The organism is Halorussus aquaticus, assembly GCF_024218795.1.
Lineage (GTDB): Archaea > Halobacteriota > Halobacteria > Halobacteriales > Haladaptataceae > Halorussus > Halorussus aquaticus.
This window is the reverse complement of the sequence record NZ_CP100401.1, coordinates 294,692-319,890: the sequence shown is the minus strand read 5'-3', so window position 1 is coordinate 319,890 and position 25,199 is coordinate 294,692. Positions and strand designations below refer to the sequence as shown.

General features: G+C 69.2%; 21 protein-coding genes and 1 pseudogene. 10 read left to right on the top strand and 12 right to left on the bottom strand.

Translation table 11 applies throughout. The features are described from left to right. Positions 1-186 precede the first annotated feature (186 nt). The 6 genes from NGM06_RS19960 (at position 187) to NGM06_RS19935 (ending at position 7,340) form a co-directional block, all read left to right on the top strand. Positions 187-1,410: an ABC transporter permease gene (locus NGM06_RS19960; RefSeq protein WP_254270166.1), complete on the top strand. Its 1,224-nt coding sequence runs from the start codon at positions 187-189 to the stop codon at positions 1,408-1,410. Beyond that, positions 1,407-2,459, top strand: coding sequence for an ABC transporter ATP-binding protein (locus NGM06_RS19955; RefSeq protein WP_254270165.1), 1,053 nt, complete (start codon positions 1,407-1,409; stop codon positions 2,457-2,459). The genes NGM06_RS19960 and NGM06_RS19955 overlap by 4 nt, the downstream gene beginning before the upstream one ends. Beyond that, positions 2,452-3,717, top strand: a complete 1,266-nt coding sequence (locus tag NGM06_RS19950) for an ABC transporter ATP-binding protein (protein WP_254270164.1) — start codon at positions 2,452-2,454, stop codon at positions 3,715-3,717. Before NGM06_RS19955 ends, NGM06_RS19950 begins: the two co-directional genes overlap by 8 nt. Positions 3,718-4,073: 356 nt before the next feature. Continuing rightward, positions 4,074-5,024 carry a hypothetical protein gene (locus NGM06_RS19945; protein ID WP_254270163.1) on the top strand — a complete coding sequence of 317 codons (951 nt, stop codon included), beginning with the start codon at positions 4,074-4,076 and terminating at the stop codon, positions 5,022-5,024. A gap of 93 nt (positions 5,025-5,117) precedes the next feature. Further along, positions 5,118-6,863, top strand: coding sequence for a Rieske (2Fe-2S) protein (locus NGM06_RS19940; protein ID WP_254270162.1), 1,746 nt, complete (start codon positions 5,118-5,120; stop codon positions 6,861-6,863). Positions 6,864-6,914: 51 nt separating this feature from the next. After that, entirely contained in the window at positions 6,915-7,340 is a 426-nt protein-coding gene (locus tag NGM06_RS19935) for a CBS domain-containing protein (protein ID WP_254270161.1), read from the top strand. Positions 7,341-7,430: 90 nt separating this feature from the next. Here the strand turns inward: NGM06_RS19935 and NGM06_RS19930 are convergent, their stop codons facing one another. The 4 genes from NGM06_RS19930 to NGM06_RS19915 are packed head-to-tail and all read right to left on the bottom strand — an operon-like array spanning position 7,431 to position 11,197. Beyond that, the gene (locus NGM06_RS19930; RefSeq protein ID WP_254270160.1) at positions 7,431-7,601 is read right to left on the bottom strand and encodes a hypothetical protein; all 171 of its coding nucleotides are present in this window, start codon (positions 7,599-7,601) and stop codon (positions 7,431-7,433) included. A gap of 42 nt (positions 7,602-7,643) precedes the next feature. Further along, positions 7,644-9,188 carry a cobyric acid synthase gene (locus NGM06_RS19925; protein WP_254270159.1) on the bottom strand — a complete coding sequence of 515 codons (1,545 nt, stop codon included), beginning with the start codon at positions 9,186-9,188 and terminating at the stop codon, positions 7,644-7,646. 21 nt (positions 9,189-9,209) lie between these two features. Beyond that, on the bottom strand, positions 9,210-9,902 hold the full coding sequence (locus NGM06_RS19920) for a cob(I)yrinic acid a,c-diamide adenosyltransferase (RefSeq protein ID WP_254270158.1): 693 nt from the start codon (positions 9,900-9,902) through the stop codon (positions 9,210-9,212). Further along, a complete protein-coding gene (locus NGM06_RS19915) occupies positions 9,899-11,197 on the bottom strand; it encodes a cobyrinic acid a,c-diamide synthase (RefSeq protein WP_254270157.1) in 1,299 nt (432 codons plus the stop codon). The genes NGM06_RS19920 and NGM06_RS19915 overlap by 4 nt, the downstream gene beginning before the upstream one ends. A gap of 640 nt (positions 11,198-11,837) precedes the next feature. Between NGM06_RS19915 and cobA the strand changes: the two genes are divergently transcribed. After that, positions 11,838-12,581 carry a uroporphyrinogen-III C-methyltransferase gene (gene cobA / locus NGM06_RS19910; RefSeq protein ID WP_254270446.1) on the top strand — a complete coding sequence of 248 codons (744 nt, stop codon included), beginning with the start codon at positions 11,838-11,840 and terminating at the stop codon, positions 12,579-12,581. 166 nt (positions 12,582-12,747) lie between these two features. Then, positions 12,748-13,527, top strand: coding sequence for a CbiX/SirB N-terminal domain-containing protein (locus NGM06_RS19905; RefSeq protein ID WP_254270156.1), 780 nt, complete (start codon positions 12,748-12,750; stop codon positions 13,525-13,527). 69 nt (positions 13,528-13,596) lie between these two features. Here NGM06_RS19905 and NGM06_RS19900 read toward each other — a convergent pair whose 3' ends face one another. From NGM06_RS19900 to cobN, 5 genes and pseudogenes are all read right to left on the bottom strand, one after another. After that, complete coding sequence (locus tag NGM06_RS19900) at positions 13,597-14,028, bottom strand: hypothetical protein (RefSeq protein WP_254270155.1); 432 nt, start codon at positions 14,026-14,028, stop codon at positions 13,597-13,599. A 194-nt stretch (positions 14,029-14,222) separates the two neighbouring features. Continuing rightward, positions 14,223-14,438: pseudogene (locus NGM06_RS24370) on the bottom strand (TrmB family transcriptional regulator); the annotation flags it as partial. Between the two features lie 129 nt (positions 14,439-14,567). Then, on the bottom strand, positions 14,568-15,374 hold the full coding sequence (locus NGM06_RS19895; protein ID WP_254270154.1) for a cobalt-precorrin-7 (C(5))-methyltransferase: 807 nt from the start codon (positions 15,372-15,374) through the stop codon (positions 14,568-14,570). Continuing rightward, positions 15,371-16,120, bottom strand: coding sequence for a precorrin-8X methylmutase (locus NGM06_RS19890; protein ID WP_254270153.1), 750 nt, complete (start codon positions 16,118-16,120; stop codon positions 15,371-15,373). The genes NGM06_RS19895 and NGM06_RS19890 overlap by 4 nt, the downstream gene beginning before the upstream one ends. Further along, positions 16,110-19,979, bottom strand: coding sequence for a cobaltochelatase subunit CobN (cobN, locus tag NGM06_RS19885; protein ID WP_254270152.1), 3,870 nt, complete (start codon positions 19,977-19,979; stop codon positions 16,110-16,112). The genes NGM06_RS19890 and cobN overlap by 11 nt, the downstream gene beginning before the upstream one ends. Positions 19,980-20,013: 34 nt before the next feature. Between cobN and NGM06_RS19880 the strand changes: the two genes are divergently transcribed. Both NGM06_RS19880 and NGM06_RS19875 read left to right on the top strand, forming a co-directional pair. Beyond that, positions 20,014-22,227 carry a VWA domain-containing protein gene (locus NGM06_RS19880; RefSeq protein ID WP_254270151.1) on the top strand — a complete coding sequence of 738 codons (2,214 nt, stop codon included), beginning with the start codon at positions 20,014-20,016 and terminating at the stop codon, positions 22,225-22,227. Next, positions 22,224-22,937, top strand: coding sequence for a HoxN/HupN/NixA family nickel/cobalt transporter (locus NGM06_RS19875; protein WP_254270150.1), 714 nt, complete (start codon positions 22,224-22,226; stop codon positions 22,935-22,937). Before NGM06_RS19880 ends, NGM06_RS19875 begins: the two co-directional genes overlap by 4 nt. A 26-nt stretch (positions 22,938-22,963) precedes the next feature. Here the strand turns inward: NGM06_RS19875 and NGM06_RS24205 are convergent, their stop codons facing one another. The 3 genes from NGM06_RS24205 to NGM06_RS19865 form a co-directional block, all read right to left on the bottom strand. Then, positions 22,964-23,086: a hypothetical protein gene (locus NGM06_RS24205; protein ID WP_256568005.1), complete on the bottom strand. Its 123-nt coding sequence runs from the start codon at positions 23,084-23,086 to the stop codon at positions 22,964-22,966. A 395-nt stretch (positions 23,087-23,481) separates the two neighbouring features. Then, positions 23,482-24,825, bottom strand: a complete 1,344-nt coding sequence (locus NGM06_RS19870; protein WP_254270149.1) for a PQQ-binding-like beta-propeller repeat protein — start codon at positions 24,823-24,825, stop codon at positions 23,482-23,484. Further along, positions 24,822-25,196 (bottom strand): DUF3209 family protein, encoded by a 375-nt coding sequence (locus NGM06_RS19865; protein WP_254270148.1) that lies wholly within the window; start codon positions 25,194-25,196, stop codon positions 24,822-24,824. The genes NGM06_RS19870 and NGM06_RS19865 overlap by 4 nt, the downstream gene beginning before the upstream one ends. Between the last annotated feature and the right edge of the window lie 3 nt (positions 25,197-25,199).

Genomic DNA, 25,199 nt, shown 5'->3' with positions numbered 1-25,199 from the left:
ATACGAATGCACGCTACGTCCTTCGACCCTTCCTCTGACGACGCAGAGGCGAAAGGTTCCAATTTCGAACCGCCGAGTCCGACCGTAATGCAAACTTTTTAGTCATCCTGCTATGACTTCGCAAACCAAATGTCAGTTCACGTACCACGACGGTCGTCGAACCGCCGCTCGGAGGCGAGATAACCCGTGGCGACCGATTCCGGTGGCCGCGCCACGTTCGAGTCGGTCGATTGGTCGTCCGTCGACGGCGCGCGGTACCGCCCGGCCACTCGGACGGTGGGCTTTCTGGCGGCGCTCGGCGTCCTCGTCACGTCGTTCGCGTACGACTACCTGTTCGCGGCGGGGCCGCTCGTCGCCGACTGGTCGCCGACCCCGCTCGACTGGCTCTCGTTAGTCGGGGTGGCCACCTTCGCGTGCTACGTGGTGGTCCCGCTCGCGCGGAACCGACAGTTGACGCGGCGCTACTGGCGGCAGCTCCGACGCGACCGTCTCGCGCTCGCCAGTCTCGGTTGGCTGACCTTCTTCGTCCTGTTCGCGCTAGTCGGCCCGGTGATTCTGGGCGACCCTGAGACCGCACCGATGGGAATGGGCGCGTCTCAGGGGCGCTACGGCATCCCCATCTACCAACCGCCGGTCGGCACCAGCGTCTCGGAGTACGCGACGACCGTCTGCGGCGGGCCGCTCTCGAACGGTAAGTGCTGGGGGACGTTCCTCCACCCGTTCGGCACGACCAACACCGGTAAGGACGTGCTCGCGTTCGTCGCACAGGGCGCACGAATCGAGTTGAAACTCGCGTTCGTCTCCGGCATGATTCTGGTCCCCGTCGCCACCGTCGTCGGGTCGGTCGCGGCCCAGTACGGCGGATGGGTCGACTCGGTGCTGATGCGGTACGTGGACCTCCAGCAGGTCATTCCCGCGTTCTTCGTCTACCTCGTCGCTCAGTTCCTCTACGGCGGGAGCCTCCTGCTGATGGTCGCGGTGTTCGGCCTGTTGAACTGGGGCGGGGTCGCCCGCCTCGTCCGGAGCGAGGCCCTCAAGAAGCGCGAGACAGCCTACGTCAAGGCCGCGCAGGCCGCCGGGAGCGGTCGGCTCGCGGTCGTGCGCCGCCACCTGATACCCAACGTCTCGAACGCGGTGGTCACCGCCATCACGCTCCAGATTCCGATGCTCCTCATCGTCGAGACCACGCTCTCGTACCTCGGACTCGGACCGATGCAGAGCCAGTCGTGGGGCTACCTCATCGAGACGAGCATCCACGACGACAACTTCCCGACGCTGGTGTGGTGGGGCGTCGCCGCGCCGGTCGGCTTCCTCGTCGCCACCGTGGTGTCGCTCAACCTGCTCGGCGACGCGCTCCGGGACGTGTTGGACCCCCGAACAGACGGCCACTCGGACGGGGGGCACCGATGACCGACCCCCTGCTGTCGGTGCGGGACCTCCGAGTGCGGTTCGAGGGAGAGTCTGGCGAGGTCCGCGCGGTAGACGGCGTGAGTTTCGACCTCGACGCGGGCGAGACGCTCTGTCTGGTCGGCGAGTCGGGGTCCGGGAAGACAGTTACCTGCGAGGCGCTGACCCGCCTCGTTCCGGCCGACCTCGACGGCGAGATTCGGTTCGGCGGGCGGAACCTGCTGGACTGCTCGGAGACCGAACTCCGCGAGGTTCGAGGGTCGTCGGTGGCCCACATCTTCCAGAACCCGCAGGGCGCGCTGGACCCGGTGTACTCCGTCGGCGACCAACTCCGGGAGGGCGTCGAGCGCAACCGCGACGTCACGGGCGAGGAGGCCCGCGAGGTCGCCATCGACCTGCTGGACCGCGTCGGCATCCCCGAGGCCGCGGCCCGGTACGACGACTACCCTCACGAGTTCTCGGGCGGGATGAAACAGCGCGTCGTCATCGCGCTCGCGCTGTCGGGCGACCCCGACCTGCTGGTAGCCGACGAACCCACGACCGCGCTCGACGTGACGATTCAGGCCCAGATTCTCGACCTCCTGCGCGACCTACAGGCCGAGCGCGACGTCGGGGTCCTCTTCGTCACCCACGACCTCGGCGTGGCCGCGCAGGTCGCCGACCGAATCGTCGTGATGTACGCCGGGAAGGTGATGGAGCGCGGGGGCGTCTCGGCCATTTTCGACTCGCCGGGCCACCCCTACACCCGCGCTCTGATGCGGTGTCTGCCCGGCGTCGGGTCGGCGCTCGACCCGATTCCGGGCGACCCTATCGACCCGACCGACCCGCCCGAGGGGTGTCGGTTCCACCCCCGATGCACCGCCGCGGTCCGGGCGTGCGAGTCGGGCGACCAACCGCCGCTCCGCGACGCCGACCCCTCCGACGACGCCGGTGACTCGGGCGACGCCGACCACTGCGTCTCGTGCGTGTTCTACGGTCCCGACTACGACCGAGCGGACCTCGCGTCGTCCGTGCCGCTCGCAGGGGTCCAGACGGAGGGAGACGATGACTGATTCGCCGTCCGAGTCGCTGTTGTCGGTCCGCGGTCTGACGAAACACTACCCCGTCACCGAGGGACCGCTCCGGCGCGAGGTCGGCCGCATCCGGGCGGTGGACGGCGTGGACTTCGAGGTCGAACGGGGCGAGACGCTCGGTCTGGTCGGCGAATCGGGGTGCGGGAAATCCACAGTCGCCACGACGTTGATGGGACTCGAAGACCCGACCGCCGGTCGAATCACGTTCGACGGGGTCGGCGTCGCGGACCGCGACGACGCCGACCGTCGGGAGTTCCGGCGGCGCGCGGGCATGGTGTTTCAGGACCCGACGTCGAGTTTCGACCCCCGGATGACCGTCGGCGAGTCGGTGGCCGAACCCCTCGCGATTCACGGTCTCGACGACGCCGACCGCAGGCGAGAGATCGTCGCGGACCTGCTGGAGCGCGTGGGCCTGTCGGCCGACGACGCCGACCGCTACCCGCACGAGTTCTCCGGCGGTCAGAAACAGCGCGCCGCCCTCGCGCGGTCGCTGGTCCTGAACCCCGACCTGCTGGTGGCCGACGAACCCGTCTCGGCGCTCGACGTCTCCGTACAGGCCGGTGTCCTCTCGCTGTTGGACGACCTCCAGCGCGAGTTCGACCTCGCCGTGCTGCTCATCAGTCACGACATGGCGGTCGTCCGGGAAATCTGCGACCGGGTTGCCGTGATGTACCTCGGCGAAATCGTCGAGGTCGGACCCACCGAATCGGTTCTGGCCGACCCACAACACCCCTACACGCGTGCGTTGACCGCGTCTGTGCCTCGGCCCGACCCCGACCAACGCGGGTCAGGCGTCCGGCTCTCGGGCGACGTCCCTTCGCCCGCGGACCCACCGTCGGGGTGCCGGTTCCACACGCGGTGTCCCGAGGTGATTCCGCCCGAAGGCTACGACTTCGAGCAGGACGACTGGCGTGCGGTGATGGACCTGCGCACGGCGCTGGCGGCCGACGATTTCGACACCGAGGGCGTCCGACGGTCGGCGAGCGCGGTCCGCGAGCGGTTCGGTCTCCCCGAGGAACTCCCGGACTCGGACGCCGAGGCGGTGGTGTCGGAGGCAATCGACTCGCTAACCGCCGACGACCGCGAGGCGGCCCGCCGCCTGCTGGCCGAGGAGTTCGAGACGGTCTGCGAGACCGACCCTCCGGACCTTCGGGCGACCGAGGTCGGCCATCCCGCCGCCTGTCATCTCCACGACAGCGCGGCGGCGGAGTCGCCTCGAGCGGAGTCCGACGACTGACCCGAAACCTCCCGTTTCGCCCTCGACTCCGGCTTTTGTCGGATACGAACTCGGCCTGACAGCATATTTCGGGAATACGAACATTTATAATAACGCTTTCAGAAACCCCCTCTGCAAGACGCTCGCAAGACATCTCGTTCCGAGTCGGTCCGCGCGGGGCCGGTGACGCCATCGTCGTCTGCCGATTCCACCTCGGCCGACGCGCGTCTCCCGCCCCCGTGCGGACGCCCGGTCGGACGGACTCACGAGCAGACGCCGCGCGAGGTGCTACACGACGTGTTCGGACAACTCTCTCCGTCGGAGACGACGGGTCGCGCGAGTCCCGGCCGCGAAGTCGGCCCCGGAGGTGCCCGGCCGTGAGCGACGCCGACCGCGACTTCGGGCCGAGCGAGTACCTCTGTTACCGCCTCCTGGTGGAACTGGAAGACTCCCGGAGTTACCCGGTTTCGGGGTCGCGGTTCCACAAACTCAGTTGCATCGCCGACCGACACCTCTCGTCGGAACTCGGATGCGACATCGAGTTCCCGCGCCACTGGTACGTCTACGGCGAAGTCGTTGACGAACAGTCCCTCGACGGCGACTTCTACATCGCGCCCTCGGCGAACCACTGGTCCGGACGGCGCTACCTCCCGGTCGAGGACGTGAACGACTGGGAGTTCGACGTATCGACCGACCGCAAGGGCGCCATCGACGAGGCGGTCGAGTGGGTCGTCGAGTCGTTCGAGCGCGCGAACGCCGAACGCGTCGAGAAGTACCAGTACCGCCACCACGTCCCCAACGAGTTCGTCCGGACGTACAACGACCTCCGGACCCAGTTGAAGGAAGTCGATTTGAACCGCCAGTACACCCTCGGCGACTTCCGGGTCACGTCTCACTCGACGCGCGGGTTCGTGGTGGAGTCGCTCGAAGCCATGGTGGACACCTACCCCCGTGACGATTACCCCGAGGCCTACGACCTGTTCTTGGAGTGGCACGACGCGGTGGAACGCCTGCTGGAGACCGAGGACCCCGACTACGCGGTGGTCGAGGAGTTCCTCGACTCGTTCGTCACGATGCTCGCCAAGGTGGAACTCCGGTTCCATCACCGCCGGCACATCCCCGACGACCGCATCAGAGTCTGGGAACGCGAGCGACTCGAAGCCAAGGAGGCGTTCGCGTCGATGCTGGCCGAACGGCGCGAAGAACTCTTCGACGACGCGTCGTGGAGCGAGTCCCCGCGAACCGACCCGGCCCGCCGCGACAGTCGGTCCGGCACGGACGGGTCGGCGTCCGTCTCGTTCTCGCGCCACCTCGACTCGTTCGACTGAGTCCGGCGGCCGAGCCGCCCCGAATCGTATCAATTCACGTACAAAATATCGTTTCAGCGAATCGTTTTGTGGATTGCTGACGAACCGCATTCCATGGCGACCCAAGAATCAGACGACTCGGAGTACGTCGGCGTGGCCGACGCCGACGAACTCCGCGAGGAGGGCCGAATCGTGACGCGAGCGGGCGGCCGTGCAATCGCCGTCTTCCACCACGAGGGGGAGTTTCAGGCCGTGGACAACCGGTGTCCGCACATGGGGTTCCCGCTCTCGGACGGCACCGTGGACGACGGCATCCTGACCTGTCACTGGCACCACGCCCGGTTCGAACTCTCCTGCGGCGACACCTTCGACCCGTGGGCCGACGACGTGCAGAGTTTCCCGACCGAGGTCCGTGACGGCGAGGTGTACGTGGACCCGAACCCGGACCCCGACCTGCCGCCCGTCGAACACTGGACGAACCGACTCCAGACCGGACTGGAGGAGAGTCTGCGCCTCGTGGTCGCGAAGTCGGTCATCGGGTTGGCCGACGAGGACGTGCCCTACACCGACCCGCTCGCGCAGGGCCTGACCTTCGGCGCGCGCTACCGCGAGGACGGGTGGAGTTCCGGACTGACCATCCTCTCGGCGATGGCGAACCTCCACGAGGAGTTGCGGCCCGAGGACCGCAAACGAGCGCTCTATACGGGTCTCTACCGCGTGGCCGAGGACTGCCGGGGCGAACCGCCGAAGTTCGACCAACCGTCGTTCTCGGCCCGCGACCTCTCGCGCGAGCGTCTCGAATCGTGGTTCCGCGAGACCATCGAGGTCCGCGACCGCGAAGGCGCGGAGCGCTGTCTCCAGACCGCTATCGCCACGCTCGAACCGACGGCGGTCGCGGACATCCTCTATCTGGCCGCGACCGACCACCTCTACATGGACGCGGGCCACACCTTCGACTTCGTGAACAAGGCCTGCGAGGCGCTGGACCACGTCGGGTGGGACCACGCCGACGAGGTGCTGCCGAGCGTGATTCCCCGCCTCACCGAGGCCACGCGCTCGGAGGAACTCTCCTCGTGGCGACAACCGGTCGACGTGGCCCGACTCACGTTCGACGCCTACGACGAACTGCCGGACCTCGCGGCGGACGGCGCGGACAGCGAGTGGGACGCCCCCGACGGGTTCGGCGACACGCTCCTCAGCGACGACCCCGAGGAGATAGTCACCGGGATGAAGGCCGCGGTCCAGAACGGCGCGACTCCCGAGCAACTCGCCGCGGAAGTCGCGCAGGCCGCGGGTCGCCGTGTCGCGCAGTTCGGCACGTCCAACGAGTTCGGCGACTGGGACACGGTCCACCACACCTACACCTACGCCAACGCGGTTCACGCCGCGGCCCGGCGCACCGACTCGTTGGCGGCCTACCGTGGGGCCTTCGCGGGCGCGACGAGCGTCTACCTCGACCGGTTCCTCAACACGCCCCCGACGCCGATTCCGGACGGGACCGAAGTCGAGGCCCCCGACGACCTCCGGTCGGAACTGCTCGCGCTCTTCGACGCGGAGGGCGAAGTCGATTCCGCCGGACGGTTGGTCGCGGCCTACCTCCGAGACGGGGGCGACCCGGCCGAACTCGAGGCAGTCCTCGGCGAGGGACTGCTCCGCGAGGACGCCGACTTCCACACGCTCCAGAACGTCGAGGCGGCCTTCGAGCAGTTCGACCGGACCGAGGACCCCGAGAAGGCGCGGGTCCACATGGTCGCCACCGCGCGCTACGTCTCCGCGCACGTCCCGACTCGTCGCTCGGCCGAGCAGACGTTCACCATCGCGGACCGTCTCCACCGCGGCGAGAAGGTCCACGAGTCGTAGCGCCGCGGCCCGTAGATTGAACGACGTGACTCCCGTACGAATCGAGGCATCATGCCCGTAAGCGACCTCGGCCCGGACGAAGTGGTCACGACAGCACGCGACAGCACACTGAGCGACCTCGCCGAGCAACTGCGGTCCGAGAACGTGGGCGCGGCAGTCGTCACCGAGGACGACGAACCGGTCGGCATCGTCACCGACCGCGACGTCGCGCTGGCGGTCGCAGAGAGCGACGACGCGGCGTCGATGTCGGTCGATGACGTGATGACCGAAGACCCCGTCACGATTCGCGAAGACGCCGACGCGATGGAGATATCGCGGACGATCGAGGAACAGAACGTCCGGCGCGTCCCGGTCGTGGACGAGAACGACCGACTGACCGGCATCGTCACGCTCGACGACTTGGTCGCCACGATAGGCGAACAGTTAGACAACGTCTCGGAGACCATCGAGTCCCAGTCGCCGGACTACCGACCGTAAACTCTCGTCTCGACTCCGCAGGCTCTCTCTCCGACCTTTCGTACCGTTCTCCCCAACTTCCGGTCTCCGTAGCACGTCGCAACCCCGTCGCTACTCGCCGGACGCGAAGACGAGCAGTATCGTCACCCCGTTCCCGTCGAGCGATATCTCTTGGTCCACGAGGTCGTAGCCGTCGGCCTCGTACTCCTCGATGCGGTTGTTGGCCGAACTCTCGACCTGCTGTCTGCTCCCCGACTGAACGAGTTCTATCTGCTTGGTCACACTGTCCGTATCGTCGTTCTGGACTGTAAGTAGCGCGGCCCGCTACGCCTCGGGCACCCCGAGCGCCGACAGGTCCACGTGGTCCCGGAGCAACGCCGCCGCGGCGTCGTAGGGCGACTCGTCGGTTTCCTCGCGCTCCGGGGGCGTCTTCCCGGCGGACTCGAACACGCGGGCGACGAACGCCGACCTGACCGTCTCGTTCTCGAAGAGACCGTGGAGATAGGTCCCCAGCGTCTCCTCGGTCGCCGCGCTCCCCTCACCGAGGGGCCGGGCCACCTCCCCGGTCGGTTCCGAGTCGCCCATGTGAATCTCGTACCCCGAGACCTCGCCCGTCGCGTCGGCGATGGGGCCGACGCCGTCGACCGCTCGGACGACCTGCTCGACGCGCTTGTCGGTCGAGAACCGCGTCTCCACCGGGAGCAGGCCGAACCCCGCCACCTCGTCGCGGTCGCCCGTGCTCTCGATTCCGGCGTTCGCGATTCGCTCGCCGAGCATCTGATAGCCGCCGCAGAGACCGACCACCGGCCCGTCGAACGCCGCCAGCGCGTCGCCGAACCCCGCGTCGCGGAGTTCGAGCAGGTCGTCCACGGTGTTCTTGGTGCCCGGGACGACCACGGCGTCGGCGTCGGCGAGGGTCGCGTCGGGCGGGACGTACGCCACCCTGACGCCCGCTTCGCGTTCCAGCGGTCCGAGGTCGGTGACGTTCGACACGCGCGAGAGTCGGGGCACCGCGACCGTGACCGACCGGTCGTCGGGCGCGTCGTCGCCCCGAATCGCGCGCTCGTCCGGAGGTGGGAGCGAGACGCTGTCCTCCTCCGGGAGTCCCGGGTCGTCGTAGGGCAGGACGCCGAGTATCGGCACGCCGGTCCTGTCCTCGAACTCCGCGACTCCGGGGTCGAGGATGGACTGGTCGCCCCGGAACTTCGTGATTACCGCCCCGACGACTCGCTGGCGCACGTCTTCGGGCATCAGTTCGAGGGTGCCGTAGAGACTGGCGAAGGCCCCGCCGCGCTCGATGTCGGCGACGAGCAGCACGTCGGCGTCCGCGAACCGCGCGGTCTCGACGTTGGCGAGGTCGCGGTCGTGGAGGTTGATTTCGGCGATGCTCCCCGCGCCCTCCGCGACGACGACGTCGTGGTCGTCGGCGAGTCGCCGGTAGGACTCGACCGCCGCCTCGCGCGCCGCGTCCCAGTGGTCGTCGTAGTACGACCCCGCCTCGAAGTGACCGACGGCCTCGCCCTGTACGACGAGTTGGCTCTCGCCCTCGCCGCGTGGCTTGAGGAGGACCGGATTCGTATCGGTGGTCGGGGTCACTCGGGCGGCCTCCGCCTGCACGTACTGGGAGACGCCGATTTCGCCCCAGTCGGCGCGCTCCGCGTCTGACTCCTTTTCGCCCGGCCGCTCGCGCGACTCCTTGCCTCTCCCCGACTCCGGCGAGAGGACCGCTCGCGCGTTGTTGCTCATGTTCTGGGCCTTGTACGGCGCGACCGAGACTCCCGCGTCGGCGAGCAGTCGGCAGAGTCCGGCGGCCACGGTGCTCTTGCCGACGTGGCTCGCGGTCCCGGCGACGAGCAGGGTCCGGGTCACTGGTCGGTCGGTCGGGCCATCTCAGTACTCGGTCCCCTTCCGCGCGCCGTGACCCGCGTCCATCGGATGGGTCTCCTTCTCGACGTGGGTGACGAGGTCCGCGAGTTCGCAGGCGAACGCCGGGCGGTCGTGGCCGCCGGTCAGGACCAGTTCGAGGTCGTCCGGTTTCGACTCGACGAGGTCCCGGACCGCCTCGGCGTCGAGCAGGTCCCGGTTGACCGCGTAGAGGATTTCGTCGAGTATCAGCATGTGGGCCCCCTCCTCCGGGGGCGCGTCGAGGGCCACCGGTCCGGGGTCCGCGGAGGCCGCGAGTATCTCCTCGGCGCGGGCGAGACCGCCGCTGGCCTTGGCCGCGTGTTCGTCGTCGTCGGAGCCGTCCAGAAAGCCGTGCCAGCCGTAGTGGCCGGTGTTCTCGTAGCTGAACCCCGGGAAGGTCTCGATGGCGTTGTACTCGCCGCGCACGTCCTCGACGGTCCCCGCGCCGCCCTTCATGAACTGGACCATGTGGACGCGGTAGCCGTGCCCCGCGGCCCGGAAGCCCATGCCCATCGCGGCGGTGGTCTTCCCCTTCCCGTCGCCCCACCAGACCTGCACGAGTCCGAACTCCTCGGGGGCCGCGGGTTCTATCGCACCGGCAGTCGGTGCGGGGGCGTCTTCGTCGGTCTGGCTCTCGATTCCTCGCTCGCTCGAATCGTCGGTGGTGTCGTCGGTCATAGATTCTCGATGAAGGCGTCGAACGCGCCGCTCTCCGCGTGGACGTGGCAGTAGGTGCCCAGCGTCCGGTACTCGGTCAGTCCGTCGTGGTCGCCGTCGATGCCGTCGCCCCGCGCCACGTCGAAGGCGAACCGGGCGTCGGTGTCGGGGTCGGTCTCGGAGTAGTGGAACTCGTGGCCCCGTAGCCGACCGCCCGCGGGGGCGGTGAGCGCTCCGTCGCGCGCCCGGAGTTCCACGTGGTCGAGCGCCTGATACCGGTCGCGCATCTCCACGTCGGCGGGGAGGACGCCCGCCATCTCGCGGGTCTCGCCCTCGGTGGTGGTCAGCGACTCGCAGAGCGCCATCAGGCCGCCGCACTCCCCGAGGACCGTCAGGCCATCGCTCGCGCGGTCTGCCAGTGTCGCGAGCGCCGGACTCGCTTCGAGTTCGTCGGCGTGGAGTTCCGGGTAGCCGCCGGGGAGGTAGACGCCGTCGCAGTCGGGCAGGTCGTCTCCCGCGACCGGCGAGAACGTCGTCACGTCGGCGCGCGCCCGGAGTCGCTCGGTCGTCGCGGGGTAGCAGAACCGGAAGGCGGCGTCGCGGGCGACCGCGATTCGCGCCCCGGTCCGCTCCAATTCCTCGTCGTCGGACGGTCGGGGCGGTTCGCGCGCGGCGTCGAGCAGTCGGTCGGTCCGGACGTTCTCGGCCGCAGCGGCGAGCGCGTCCTCGCTCAGCGGACGCTCCTCGCCCATCTCCAGACCGAGGTGGCGGTCCGGGATTTCGAGGTCCGAGTTCGGCGCGACGCGACCGAAGTACGTCAGGTCCTCGGGCAGGGCCTCGCGGATGCCCTCGGCGTGTCGGCCGCCGTGGGCGCGCTGGACGAGGACACCGGCCACGTCGATGTCCCGACCGGCGCGCTCGGCGTACTCCCGGAAGCCGAGCGCGGTCGCGGCCACGCTCTCCATCCCGGCGCTCGCGTCTGCGACGAGGACGACCGGGAGGTCCAGCGCCTCCGCGACCATCGCGGTGCTGGACCCGTCGCCGTCGTACAGCCCCATCACGCCCTCCACGACGCAGATGTCGCCTTCTCCGCGGTGGTAGTTGCGCCGCAGTCCGTCGGTCCCTTCGAGCCACAGGTCCAGCGTCCGGGAGGGCCGACCCGCGACTTGCTCGTGGTGGCTCGGGTCGATGAAGTCGGGACCGGCCTTCGCGGGTTGGACCTCCTCCCCCGCGTCTTGGAGCGCCCGCGTCACCGCGAGCGCGGCCACGGTCTTGCCGACGCCGGAACTCGTCCCGCCGAGGACGAACCCCTTCACGGTTCGCCCCTCCGCGTTCGGCCCTCGGCCGCGCGTTCAGTGATTCTCTCGCGGGCAGACTCGTCCGACCCGCCCGGCCGCGGCCGGTCGCTCGGCGACCCGCGTCGGTCCCGCACTCGGGTTGCTCCGCGCCGAAGTACCATCGTCCCGTAGTTAACACAAGCTAAGTTTAATTACCTGCCGCTTCGCGGTCCCATCCCGTCCCGTCGGCGGAGCATAGCTCTACCCCCTTCGGTGGCGTCGTCGTGTCCCGTTCGAGTTCACGCCCCGGTATCAGTCACCGACCTCGACACGTCGCAGTCCCGCCTCGACGAGAGTACAAACCAAGTAGTACAAGTAAGATTGAAGTAAACCAAAGATCGTTGTAGTAACGATGAACGAAGACAGCGGTGACCGCTACAGGGCCGACGCCGAGGAGGGCCAACGCTCCGACCGCCCGTTAGGCGACTCGGTACCGGGTGCGACACGGCCGGGCGACGGGTTCGAGACGCTCGCGGCCGACTCGACCGCGGGGACCGACCCCGGCGGGGTCTCCCCGCAGGGGGACTCGGTCGGCGGTCGGACTCCCGGCGACTCCGACGGCGAGGGCGACCCGACCGCGGCGTCGGGGTCGGTCGCCGATTCGGCCGCGAGCGGCAAGGTGTTCCTCGTCGGGTCGGGACCGGGCGACCCGGAACTGCTCACCCGGAAGGCGTGGCGACTCCTCACGGACGCGGATTTCGTCCTCCACGACTCGCTGGTGGACGACGCGCTCCTCGACCAACTCCCCGCCTCGGTCGAGGTCGTGGACGTGGGCAAGCGTCCGCCCGACCGGACCTCGCAGGCCGACATCAACGACATGCTGGTGGACCTCGCGCGCGACGGCGCGGCGGTCGTCCGCCTGAAGGGCGGCGACCCTCACGTCTTCGGTCGGGGCGGCGAGGAGGCCCAGCACCTCGCGGCCGCCGACGTGCCCTTCGAGGTGGTCCCGGGCGTGTCGAGCGCCGTCGGAGCACCCGGCGTCGCGGGCATCCCCCTGACCCACCGCGACTGCGCGTCCAGCGTCACCGTCGTCACGGGTCACGAGACCCCCGACAAGGACGAGAGCGCGCTCGACTGGGACGCCCTCGCCGACACGGTAGTCAGCGGCGGCACCTTGGTCGTGCTGATGGGGGTCCGACGCCTCTCGAACAACGTCGCCGCACTCCGGGACCACGGCGTCCCGGCCGAGACCCCGGTGGCGATGGTCCAGAAGGCGACGTGGCGCGACGAGCGGACTGTCTCCGGGACGCTGGCGACCATCGAAGCCGAGAAGGAAGCGGCGGGAATCGAACCGCCCGCGGTCACCGTCGTCGGCAACGTCGTGGACGTGAGAGCCGACACGCGAGAGTTGCTCGACCGGTGAACCGCCGCCCCTCGCCCGTTTCTCCAGCGGATATCTGCGGCGCATTTCGCTCGATTGACTTCTCCCCTCCGGTGTCAAAACATATTTGAGGGACGCTCGCGTTGACGGAATCAAGCCCAATTGTAGTAACTAAATCAAGGTTGATTGGGCGGCGCGAGGTCCACTAATGACAGAGCAAGCAATCGTACTCGTCGGCACGGACTCCCCGGACGCACGCGAGGTACTCCGAACGCACGCCCGCCGTCTCCGCGACCGCTCGGTCGCGGACGCAGTTCACACCGGTTTCTACGGTTCGGAACCGATTCGGGACCTGCGCGACACCCTCGAATCGGTCGCGGCCGACGCGGCCTACGTCGTCCCGATGCGGGCCGCTCACACCCACGAGACGACCGACGACGTTCCCGCGGCGCTCTCGTATCTCCCGTGTGACGCCCGGTACTGCGAACCTGTCGGCCGGAGTTCGGCGACCACCGGCGTTCTCGCGGAGCGGGCCGCCGCCCGAGTCACGCCCGGCGAGGACGCTACCCTCGTCCTCGTCGCCTTCGGGAGCAGTTCCCTGCCCTACCAGCGACAGACCGCGGAGTACCACGCCGCTCGACTCCGCGAGCAGTCCGACTACGGCGAAGTCGTCACCAGTTTCCTCGTCCAGAACCCCGCCGTCGAGTGCGCACGCTACAACGTCTCGAACGACCGCGCGGTGGCGGTCCCGCTGTTCGTCCACCGCAGCGAGGCGACCGACGAGCGGATTCCAGCCAAACTCGAACTCGACCGCGGCGGCGTCGAGTACGCCGACCCGCTCGGCGCGCATCCCCGAATCACGCGGGCGATTCGGGCCGAGGTCGAGAAGCAACGAGTCCTCGCGACCGACGAGGGTCCCGCCTCGTTCGAAGCCTCGCTCGCGCAGGCCCGGCGTCCGGTGGCGACCGACGGGCACGGCGCGCTCTGACGGGAGTGGCCTCTCTAACCGGTGGCGTCGCGCCGTCCCGGGAACTCCTCTCGTGATACCCCGTCCGAATCACTCGGCGTCGCTCGACTCGGAACTCGCTGACTCGAAGTGCTCCCCTGAGTAGACCTCCTCGACGTTCTCCTGCAATTCGTACGTCAACACCCGCTCCGTGAAGGTCGCCATCCCGTGGTTGACACCGTCGCTCCACGCCGCCGTCTCGTTGGGCACGCCCGGCAGTCGCTCGTCGTGGAGCGCGCTCACCAACACCGGTCCCCGGTCCACCATCAGCAACCGCCCGACTCGCGAGGTACCACTCATTTCTTGGAACCACTCGATTAGCCCGGTCCTGAAGACGCTCGCATCGAAGTCGGCGTCCGCGACGCGCTCCCGGACGGAATCGACGACCGTCCCGACGTTGATGGCGACGCCCCGTTCGGCCGCCTCCGTGAGATACGCGAGGAGTTCGTCGTCGAGGAGCGCGTCGTCCAGTACGATGAGCACAATCTCGTCGCTCGACTCGGAGACGAGTTCGATGACGCGCTCGGTGACCTGCTCGTGGTCGCGGAGCGCCAGACCGCCTGTTGGACTCCTTTGTATATCGGCTCCATGTGACGGAGCGACCGCTCCCTCGTCTCGAAGTGGGAGTCGTACTCCTTCCGAAGCACCCGGACGGCGGTGTCGATGGACACGCTCTGAAAGGTCCGGGGTTCGCCGTCCTGTATCTCGACCAGTCCCCGCTTCTGAAGGCGGTCCATCGTCTCGTACACCCGCGAGCGCGGGATGTCGGCCACCTCTCCGATTTCCTTGGCCGTCGCGTGGGGGAGTCGCGTGAGCGCGACGAAACACCGCGCCTCGTACTCGGTCAGACCGAGTTGCTCCAGCGAGTCGATTGCGGTCTCCGCGTCGTCCATGCCAGTCCCGAAGTCCCGATAAAATATGAGTATATAGGTGCTTGCAGTATGTGGACTCTAGACAGAATACGGCGAACCGCCACCGAACGGTAGATCTCGAACTACCTGCAGGAGCGAAACGACGAGAGTTCAGTCCGCCCTGACGACCAGCACCGAGAGGTCCGAGAACGGCGTGTCCTCTCGACCTGACCCGCCCGATTCCTCGGCGAGGTCGCCGAGCGTCGTCCGCGTAATCGCCTCGTCGTCGTGGGTCAGACGCTCGCAGACGACCGCCTCCAGCGACGGCGACCCGCCCGCGTCGAGCAGGGCCGCCGCCACGTCGCCCGGCATCCAGTCGAACGGTCGGGGAAGTACGAGCAGATGTCGCTCGCCGACCGCGCTCCGGAGTCGGTCGAGGTCGGACGAAATATCGCCGCTCTTGTGGAGGGTGACGAACGTCGAGTCCTCCATCGGCGTCCGCGCCCTGCTCGCTGCCATCTGGAGCGACGAGATGCCCGGAATCACGCGGACCGGCGGTTCGTCCGCCCCCGGTCTCTCACCTGCCGCGCGCTCGACCGCCTGCTCGACCTTGCCGACGAACTGGTAGCCCGAGTGGTTCGGGTCGCCCATCAGCACCGCGGTCCCGGTCTCGCCGTCGGCCACGCGCTCGGCGAACCGCTCCAGCGTCTCGCCCTCGTCGGCGTACCCGCAGGTCAGCAGGTCGGCGTCGGTCCGGTCGGCGACGAACTCCCCGACCGTCTCGAAGCCGACCACCACGTCGGCCTCCCGAATCGCGCGCTCGCCCCGCGGGGTCAGGTAGTCGAGGTTGCCCGGGCCGATGCCGACCGCGGGGACCGACTGGGCGGCGTCGTCCGCGCTCGTGGGGGACGACTCCGGTTCCGCCGCCGCGAACGACGCGGGGTCCGGCCCCGAATCGAGGTCGTAGTCGTCGGTCATCCGAGGTCGACTCCGTCGTCCCGCCGTCGTTCGCTCGACTTCTCGGCGGTCTCGTGGAGATTCACGTCGCCGTCCCGGACGTCGCTGGCGACGTGAATCAACTCGTTCGTCAGTCCGGCCGCGAGACCGCTCCCGCCGCGCCGCCCGACGTTGGTAATAACTGGCACGCCGTGGTCCGCAGCGACCTCGCGCAGTCGTTCGCGGCTCTCGGCGGCCTTCACGAAGCCGACCGGGGTGGCGACTACGATCGCGGGCCGAGTGCCGTCTTCGATGCAGTCGGCCAGCGCGAGCGCCGCGGTCGGCGCGTTACCTACCGTGGCGATAGCGCCGTCGTAGACGCCCCGCTTGTCGAGTTCGAGCACCGACGCGGCGGTCCGGGTCATCCCGGTCTCGGCAGCCAGTTCCGCGCCGTTGCCGATGGCCTTCCGGACCTCGCAGTCGTGTCCTCGCCCGGTGATTCCTTCCTTGACCATCGTGATGTCGGTCACGATGGGTCGCTCGTCGAGGACGGCCCGCGCTCCCGCGCGGACGGGTTCGCTCTCGTCCGCGCCCGTGAACCGCAGCAGGTGCTGGAACTCGGGGTCGCCAGTGGCGTGGACCGACTTCTGGCGGACTCGGTCGGCCAGCGTCTCGTCGGGCACGAGTTCGCGCACCCGGTCCATGCTGGTCTCGGCTATCTCCATGGCGTTCGACGTGGTCGCGCCGAGGTCGGCGTACTCTTCGAAGTCGCCGTCCTCAGTCGTCATCGCCCGTCACCTCCGCGGGAGTCGCCTCTCTGGCGCGCGCTTCTAAGTCACCGTCCACGTCGAGATTGAGGTCCCGCAGGCGGTCGGCGGTCTCCTCGTCGGCGTCCCAGAGGCCGCGCTCGATGGCCTCCGAGAGGGTGTCGGTGATGCTGTCGAGCGCCCACGGGTTCACGTCCCGGAGCCACTCCTGTCGCTCCTCGTCGAACGCGTACTTCTCGGCGACGTCCTCCCAGAGGGCGTCGCTGACGACGCCCGTGGTCGCGTCCCACCCGAGGGCAACGTCCACCGCGGACGAGAGGTCGCCCGCGCCCTTGTAGCCGTGGTCCTCCATGCTGTCGAGCCATTCGGGATTCAGCACCCGAGCGCGCATCGCCTTCCGGACCTTCTCCTCGTTGGTGTACACGTCCACGTTGTCCGGGTCGCTGGAGTCGCCGACGTAGGAGGCCGGTTCCTCCCCGGCGGTCTCCGCGACTGCGGTGATGAACCCGCCGTGGAAGGCGTACCAGTCCGAGGAGTCGAACTCGTCCTGCTCGGCGGTGTCCTCGATTTTCACGGTGGCCTCGACGTTGCCGAGGCGGCGCTCGAAGGCGTCGTGGGCGTCCGAGACCTTGCCGCGCGACCCCATGGCGTAGCCGCCCCACTGCTTGTACACCGCCGCGAGGTCGGCGCGGTCGTCCCAGTTGCCCTCGTCTACGGCCTTGTTCGTCCCCGCGCCGTAGCCGCCGGGCCGGGTGGTGAACACGCGGTGCTTGGCGGCCTTCTCGGGGTTCTCGACTCCCTCCTCGGCCAGTTGTTCGGCCTCCTCCTCGACGTGTTTCTTCACGTAGTTCATCTCGTGGGGTTCGTCCAATTCGACCACGGCGTCCACCGCGTCGTGGACGACGCTCGCGGCCTGTGGGAAGGCGTCCCGGAACAGTCCGGAGACGCGGGTCGTCACGTCGATTCGCGGCCGGTCGAGTTCGTCCAGCGGAATCGGGGTCACGTCGTCCACGCGCCCGGCGTCGGTCCACTCGGGTTCGACGCCCATCAGCGCGAGGACCTGCGCGATGGTCTCACCGCGGGTCCGGACCGTCGGGGTGCCCCACGCGACGACGCCGACCTCCTCGGGGTACTCGCCCGCTTCGGAGCGGTGGCGCTCGGCCACGCCGTCTCCGACTTCTCGCCCCACGCGCCACGCCGACTTGGCGGGCACCTTCCGCGGGTCGAGCGTGTAGAAGTTCCGACCGGTCGGGAGCAGGTCCACCCCGCCGCGGGTCGGCGCACCGCTCCCGCCCGGCGGGACGTACTCGCCCGACAGCGCCTCCGCGGTCCGGGGAATCTCGTCCTCGGCACCCGCGACCCGTGGGGCGGCCTCCTCGCAGATGTACTTCAGGGCCTCGCGCAGGTCGTCGTGTGCGCCGCTCTTCGCGCGCCCGTCGCCGAGTTGGTCGATGTCTACCACGAGCAGGTTCCAGTTTATCGCCTCGACGTCGAAGTCGTTCGTAGCGAGGTGCGAGACCAGTTCGAGGCTGGTCTCGTACACCTCGTCGGCGGCCTCGGCGTAGGTCATCCCGAGGTCCTCGTCGTACGCGCCCGGTTCGTCCAGCATCCGCTGGTACTCGACGCCCAGCACGCCCGCCACGCTCTCGCGGAGACTCGGCGCGCCCGGATTTTGGAGGCGAGTGAGCGCGACGAGGTACTCGACCAGTCGCTCGTCCGCTGGCGGTTCGCCCATCGTGTGGAGACCCAGCCGAATCTGGGTCGTCTTCACGTCGGTCACGTACTCGTGGACGCGCTCGACCAGTTCGTCGATGTCTACCGACTCGCCCGCAACGTCTCCCTCGGCGAGCGTGGTCCCGGCTTCTTCAGGACCTCGAACGTCGGCTTTCTCGTCTATCTCTCCCGCGATGCCCAACTCCACCGCGAGGTCCAACTCGTCCACGAGCGCCCGAATCTCGCCGGCCAACTTCTGGCCGTCGTCGGCCCGGGCGTCCTCCATCCCGGCCTCGCGGTACTGTCGAGCCAGTTCTTCGAGTTCGCCGATTTCGTCGTAGGTGCCCGCGTTGGACATGACCGGCGTGAGGTAGTCAACGATGGCGGCGTACGACCGTCGCTTGGCCTGCGTCCCCTCCCCGGGGTTGTTGACGATGTAGGGGTAGACGTTCGGAACGTCCTCGATTAGCTGGTCGGGCGCGCTCTCGCCGTTCAGTCCGACCGTCTTCCCGGGGAGCCACTCCAGACTGCCGTGCGTCCCGAGGTGGACCACCGCGTCGGTCTCGAACTCGTTGCGGAGCCACGAGTAGAACGCCACGTAGTCGTGGGGCGGTTGGAGGTCCGAGTCGTGGTACACCTTCGAGGGGTCCATGCCGAACCCGCGCGGCGGTTGGACCGTGACGAGGACGTTGCCGAACTCGACGCCAGGGATGGCGAAGGGTCGCTCGGGCGGGTCGCCCCACTCCTCGACTACGTTCTCGCGGAAACGCTCGTCCTTGGTCTCGAACCAGTCGCGGTATCGGTCCGAATCGACCACGTCCACGCTCAGGTCGCGCACGTCCTCGGGCGCGACCCAGCGGTCGTCGAGCGTGAGCTGAGCGGTCAGTTTCTCCACGAGTCGCTGGCCGCTCTCGGGCGTCTCGCCGCCCGTGTCGTACCCTCTCGCGTCGAGTTCTTCGAGCAGGTTCACCGTACTCTCGGGGCTGTCGAGTCCGAACGCGGTCCCGATGCCGTCGTCGCTCGGCGGGTAGTTGTGGAGGACCACCGCGACCCGCTTGTCGTCGTTCGGGGTGTGGCGGAGTTCGGCCCAGTTGACCGCGAGCGAGACGGCGTGTTCGACCCGGTCCTCGATGGGGAAGTGCTGTTTCGGGGCGCTCCCGATGTCGGCCTCGTCGTCGGTGCGTTCCTTGCCCGAGATGGGATGAGTGATGACGTTCCCGTCGAACTCCGGCAGGGCGACCGAGAGCGCGAGTTCGAAGCCCATGACGCCCGTGTCGGACGACTGGTAGCGCGAGCGCGAGCGCATCGTCGTGACCGTCTGGAGGACGGGGACGCCGAGTCTGTCGAGGAACACCTCCTCGGCCCCGTCGCCCTCGTCCGCGGCACTCCGGCCGCGCTCGTCCATCGAGAGCGAGAACATGAACGACGAGAGGACCGCGTCCACGACCGGTTCCCCGTCCCGGTCGGTGAACCACTCGTCGGTGACCCACTCGGCGTCCTCCTGTTCGTCGCTGTCGGTGGCCGGGTTGCAGAACACCGGGAGGACGTTTGCGCCCTCGGCCTCGATCTCCCGGACGAGCGCGTCCACGTACCGGGTGTTCTCGTGGGTCCAGTGGGACTCGTAGAACCAGACGGCGACAGTCGGTTTCCCGTCGTCCAACTCGGCATGGAGGTCGTCGTACGTCGCGCCGGGGTAGTCGGGGTGGTAGACGCCCTCGGTCGGGAGTTCGACCGGGTCCTCGGGGTCGAACGCCTCGCTCGCCTCGCCACCGCCGTACTCCGCGACGAGGAACCGACAGAGGTTGGCGATGTTGACCGCGCCGCCTCGCTCCAGATACTCGTAGGCCCGGTCGCGGTCGGCGTCGGCCACGCTGGTGTCCTCGAACGCGAAGGCGTCGCCGGTCGATTTCACGACGAGGGGGACGCCCGCCTCCCGCAGTCGTTCGACCGCGTGCTCGTAGCCCGGCATGCTGTCCTCCGCGCCGTGGAGCCAGAACACCGCGACCGTCGCGTCTTCGATTTCGTCCACGAACGCGTCCACGTCGGTCCCGTCGTCGAAGTTGCTCTCCGACCGGGCGACGAGGTCGATTCCGTCCAGTCTGTCGGCGGCCCGCTGTACTGCCCCGAGTTCGTTCTCGGTGGCGGTGTAGAGTCCGATGGTTGGCATAACGTTGTTAAACCTCCGTTGTAGTAGTACAAGTATGATTGAATTACGCGGCTCCAAAAAGGCTTCGACCGTCCCCTTTCCGGCGATAGTCGGACAGGACCGCCTGAAACGGGCGTTGCTCGCGGTCGCCGCGGACGACGGTCTCGGTGGACTACTCGTCTGCGGCGAGAAGGGGACGGCCAAATCGACCGCCGTGCGGGCGTTAGTGGACCTCCTCCCCGACCAGCGCGCGGTCGCAGATTGTCCCTACGGCTGTCCGCCCGACGACCCCGGAGCGCAGTGCGCGGACTGCCGGACTCGGGCCGACCCGCCGGTCGAGACCCGGAGCGTTCCCCTCGTGACCCTCCCGCTGGGCGCGACCCGCGAGCGCGTGGTGGGCACACTCTCGGTGGCCGACGCGCTGGACGGCGAGGCGGAGTTCGACCCCGGCCTGCTCGCCCGGGCGAACCGCGGCATCCTCTACGTTGACGAGGTGAACCTGCTGGACGACCACCTCGTGGACGTACTCCTCGACGCGGCGGCCTCCGGGGTCAACCGGGTCGAGCGCGACGGCGTCAGCGTCTCCCACCCGGCGAACTTCACGCTGGTCGGGACGATGAACCCCGAGGAGGGCGACCTGCGACCGCAACTGAAGGACCGCTTCGCCCTGCAGACCACCGTCACCGGATGCGAGGACATCGAGGACCGCGTGACGATTCTCGAACGGGCAATCGGCGAGGCGGGCGACCTCCGCGAGGGGTTCGCCGAGGAGACCGCCGACGTCGCCGACCGCCTCGCGGACGCCCGCGAACTCCTCGACAGCGTGACCCTCCCCGAGCAGTTCAAGGCCGACATCGCCGAACTCTGCCGGGACGCGGGCGTCGAGGGCCACCGCGCGGACATCTCGGTCGCCCGCGCGGCCCGGACCGTCGCGGCGCTCGACGGCCGGTCGAAGGTCGTCGAGTCCGACGTCCGGGAGGCCGCCGAACTCGCGCTCCCCCACCGCCTCCGGAGTCGCCCATTCGAGGACGCGCCGGACCCCGACGACGTTCTCGACGACCACTTCGACGACGAGGCGGACGGCGCGGAGGACGAACGAGACGACTCGCAGGGAGACTCGGACGCCGAGGATTCCGCCACCGAGGGCGGGGCGAACGACGACCCCGGCAATGCCGACGATTCCGGTCCCGATGCCGAGGCGGACTCCGGCGACTCCGACGGTTCTGATTCCCAATCGGGGACCTCGAACGGTGCGGACTCGGCGAGCGACGAGGACGACTCCCACCGCGGCGACCGACCTGCCGCGGAGTCGCCCGCCGACGTGGAGACCGGAGACGGCGACGACTCTGACGCCGCGGACGAGGACCGCGAGGACTCGGAGTCGACGGGCGACTCCGACGGCGGTTCGGACGAGTCCGAGGAGGGAGTACCGCTGGTGCCCGGACAGGCCCGCCCCGGCGTCGGCGAGGCCGAGCGTCCGGACATCGACGGCGTGGAGGCCGACGCGACTTCGACCGCGTCCGGATACGAGGACGGTTCGCGGGCGGCCGCGACCCCGAGTCCCGAAGGGCGAGGCGCGCAGGTCAGGACCGAGCGCGCCGACGCGGGCGACTCCGTGGACGCCGCGGCGTCGGTCCGGGCCGCGGCGAGTCGCGGCGCGGACGCGGTGACCGAACGCGACCTCCGCACGTCCGTCCGGGCGCGCGAGCAGTCGGCGCTGGTCGTCTTCGCGGTGGACGCCAGCGTCTCGATGCGGTCGGCGATGCGGACCGCGAAGGGGGTCGTGCTGGAACTGCTGCAGGACGCCTACGAGCGCCGCGACGAGGTCGCCTTCGTCGCGTTCGCGGGCGAGGACGCCGAGGTGTTGCTCCCGCCGACCGACAGCACCGACCTCGCCGCCCGCCACCTCAAGGACCTGCCGGTCGGCGACCGGACGCCGCTCCCCGCGGGACTCCGGACCGCGGGCGAGGTGGTCGAGCAGGCCGACGCCGCGGCCAGCGTCGTCGTGGTCGTCACCGACGGCCGGGCCAACGTCGCCGCGGGGAGTCCGACGGAGGCGACCCGACGGGCCGCGCGCGGACTCGCCGAGCGAGACGCACACGTCGTCGTGGTGGACGCGGGCGACGACGGCGCGACGAGTCTCGCCGACCTCGTCACGGAGAAGACCGGCGGCGAGCGCGTCCCGCTGGACGAACTCACTCCCGAACGCGTGACCGGTGCGGTCGAGCGCGCTGGCGCGGCCGCGACCCCCGGAGGTGTCGGTCGATGAGTCTGTTGGCGACCCTCGGCGTCTTCGGGGCCGCGGTCGTCCTCGGCGTGACCCACGGACTCGAACCGGACCACGCCGCGGGCATCTCGGCGCTCACGAGCGAGACCGACAGTCGCGGCCACGCCGCCTTCGTCGGTGCGAGTTTCGCGGTCGGCCACGCGCTCATCGTCGTCGCGTGGGTCGCGCTCCTCTCGGCGCTGGGTGCGAGCGCGAGCGCCGCGCCGGAGGCGCTCGGGACCGTCGGTTCCACTCTCGCGGGCGTCGTCCTCGGTGCCATCGCCCTCCTGCTAGGGGTGACCGGGGTCCGACGCCTCCGCGGTCTCCCGCCCGAACCGCGCTCGGCCGACGCCTCGGACCCGACCGGCCGCGTGCTCGCGGCGGTCCACTCGCGCCTGAGCCACCACACCCACGAGACCCGTACCGATTACCTCCAGACCGGACTCGTCGGGTCGCTGTTCGCGCTCTCGCCGCCGGTGAGCATGCTCGCGTTCGTCTCGGCAGTCGTCCCGACTGCGGGCGTCGCCAGCGCCGCCGGGGCGGTCGCGGCGTACGCCCTCTCCATCACGGTCACGCTGGCTCTCGTCGGCGGCGGTGTCGGCACCTTCGTCGCGTTCACGCGCAACCGCGGTCGGCGAGTCCACGCCACCTTCGAAATCGCGGCCTCCGCGGCCATCGTCTGGGTCGCGGCGCGGATGCTCGTCGGTGTCTGACAGCCGCGGGGAAACGTCTCTCCGGACTACTTGCAGTCGGTCTCGCGGAACTGCGAGAGGCAGTCGTAGTCCGCGCCGCAGTCCTCGCACTCCCAGCGGTCGTTCACCCGGTGGTCGCCGATTTCTCGCGGCCAGTCCTCCGTGGACATGTGAGTGCGTTCGTCGTTCTCGGACCTAAAGATTCGCCGTCGAGCGCGTGGTTCTGCGATAGGGTTTTCTTCACTGTCGCTGTGCGGGCGGTCGAAGCTGTCGCCGACTGCCACCTGTTCGAGACCCCCGAGAGACCGCCCGTGCGTATCGAACGCCGATTCGCCGACGATAGCGTACGAACGCGGACGTGGAGAGAACGAGGACACTGGCTTCCAAAACCACGCCACTCGTGGGATAGGAGAATCGTCGCACTTCGAACGTCGGTATCGTTCGGTTCGGTAGCGAAGCGAAAGCTCGACCGAGAAGTGGAGGCTTCGCGTCGAGCGGGCCGTGGCCGGACCTCTCGGTACCGGAAAATCTGATACGAGGAGAATCGGACGGGTCGGTCTGTTGCTCAGACCGCTTCGATTCGCAGTCGGTACTCCCCGCGGACCTCGCCCTCGTCGTGGTACTCCACCGGTTCCTCGACGAAGGCCACGCGGTCGCCAGAGAGCGCGGCGGCGGTCACGATGCCTTCGGCCGCGACTTCTCGTGCGGGACCCTCTCGGGCCTCGAACACTCGGAGCGCGTGGGCCTCGGCGTCCCGGTCCCGGAAGTGCTGTGCGCATGGCACCGCGACGCGCCCGTCCGACGCCGACAACTCCGCGACGAACCCGCCGACGGGGGCCGACCAGAGGCGGTCGCCGCCCTCGCGTCCGAACGCGGCGATGGTGTGTTCGTTCGGATGGCGTCCCTCGGCCTCGCGGCCTTCTTCGGGGAAGGTGTTGCCCGTGACGAACAGCGCGGCGTCGTCCGCGAGATGGACGTGGTTCGGGTAGGCGTACAGCGTCTCTGCGCCGACCTCGCGTTCGACGCCGAGGTCGGTCACCCATCGCTCCCGAGCGTCCGCCGACCCGAGCAGGTAGCCCCGGTAGTCGCCGTGACTCGCCGCCGCGACGACGCCGCCGGAGAGCGACGCGTCGCCGACGCGACGCTCGCTGTCGGTCTCCGGGTCCCAGTTCGAGACGGGGGTGCCGGATTCGGCGTCCAGCACGACGAGACCGTGGTCGTGGTCGCCGCCGCACCGGTTGTACGCCAACGCGAGGCGCTTCGGGCCGTCATCGTCGGTGGACGACGACTGTCGGTCTCCGAGCGAGAGCGCGATGGGCGAGGCGTCCGTCTCGTACCGCCACCGGACCCCGCCGTCGGGGCCGAACGCGTACACGGCGCTCCGCCAGAGGCGCTCGTCGCCGTCGCGCTCGTACCGCCGGGCCGCGACGTAGAGTCGGCCGTCCGCGGTCCCGTCGCACGCCTCGCCGCTCTCGACCGGCCTGTCGGCGACCATATCGACCACGTAGGGGTACCAGAACAGGCTCTCCTTCGCGGGGTCGCCGAGGTCGTCCGCGGTGTCGTAGCGCCACCTTTCGCTCCCGTCGTCGGCGTCGAGCAGTCGAATCCGGCCGCGGTCGCCGCGTCCGCCGACTGCGACGCCGCCGTCGGACCGACGGTCCGACGAGGTTCGCGAACCATCGGTTCTCTCACCGCCCGCGAAGTCGGCGAGCGCCACGGCCATCTCCTCGCCGGTCGCGCGCCAGCGCTCTCGTCCGTCGGGGTCCAGCGACCGGACGGTCCCGTCGGCGGTCCCGACCGCGAAGCCACCGTCTCCGAGTGCGGTCACGCTCGACCGCCGCCACTGCTGGCGACTCCCGCGAGGCGTCGCCTCGCCCAGACCGACCGAGACGCTTCGGTCGAGACTCATTCGTCTTCGACCGGGAACGCCTCGTGGAGCACGTCGTGGGCCTCGCCGAGACCGTCCAGCACGCTCTCGCCCTGCGTCGTCAGGCGCTGGACCGCGCGCTCGGCGTCGCGGACCGCGACCAGTCGGCCGCGGAGGTAGTCGTACTCCGGGGCGTCCTCGCTGGTCTCGGCGATTTCGGCTTCGAGGTCCACCAGCGCGGCGTCGAGGTGGCGCTCGACTTCGGCGAGCGTCTCGGCCGCCGCGAGCGCGCCGACCGGCCCGTCGAGGTGGCCCTCCAGTTCCTTCTCGGCGTGCTGGCGCGCGCTCTCGTCTTCGGTTCCCAGTACGTTCATCAGTCCGAGTCGTAGTGCTTCGATTTCGTAACAGCTCATGGT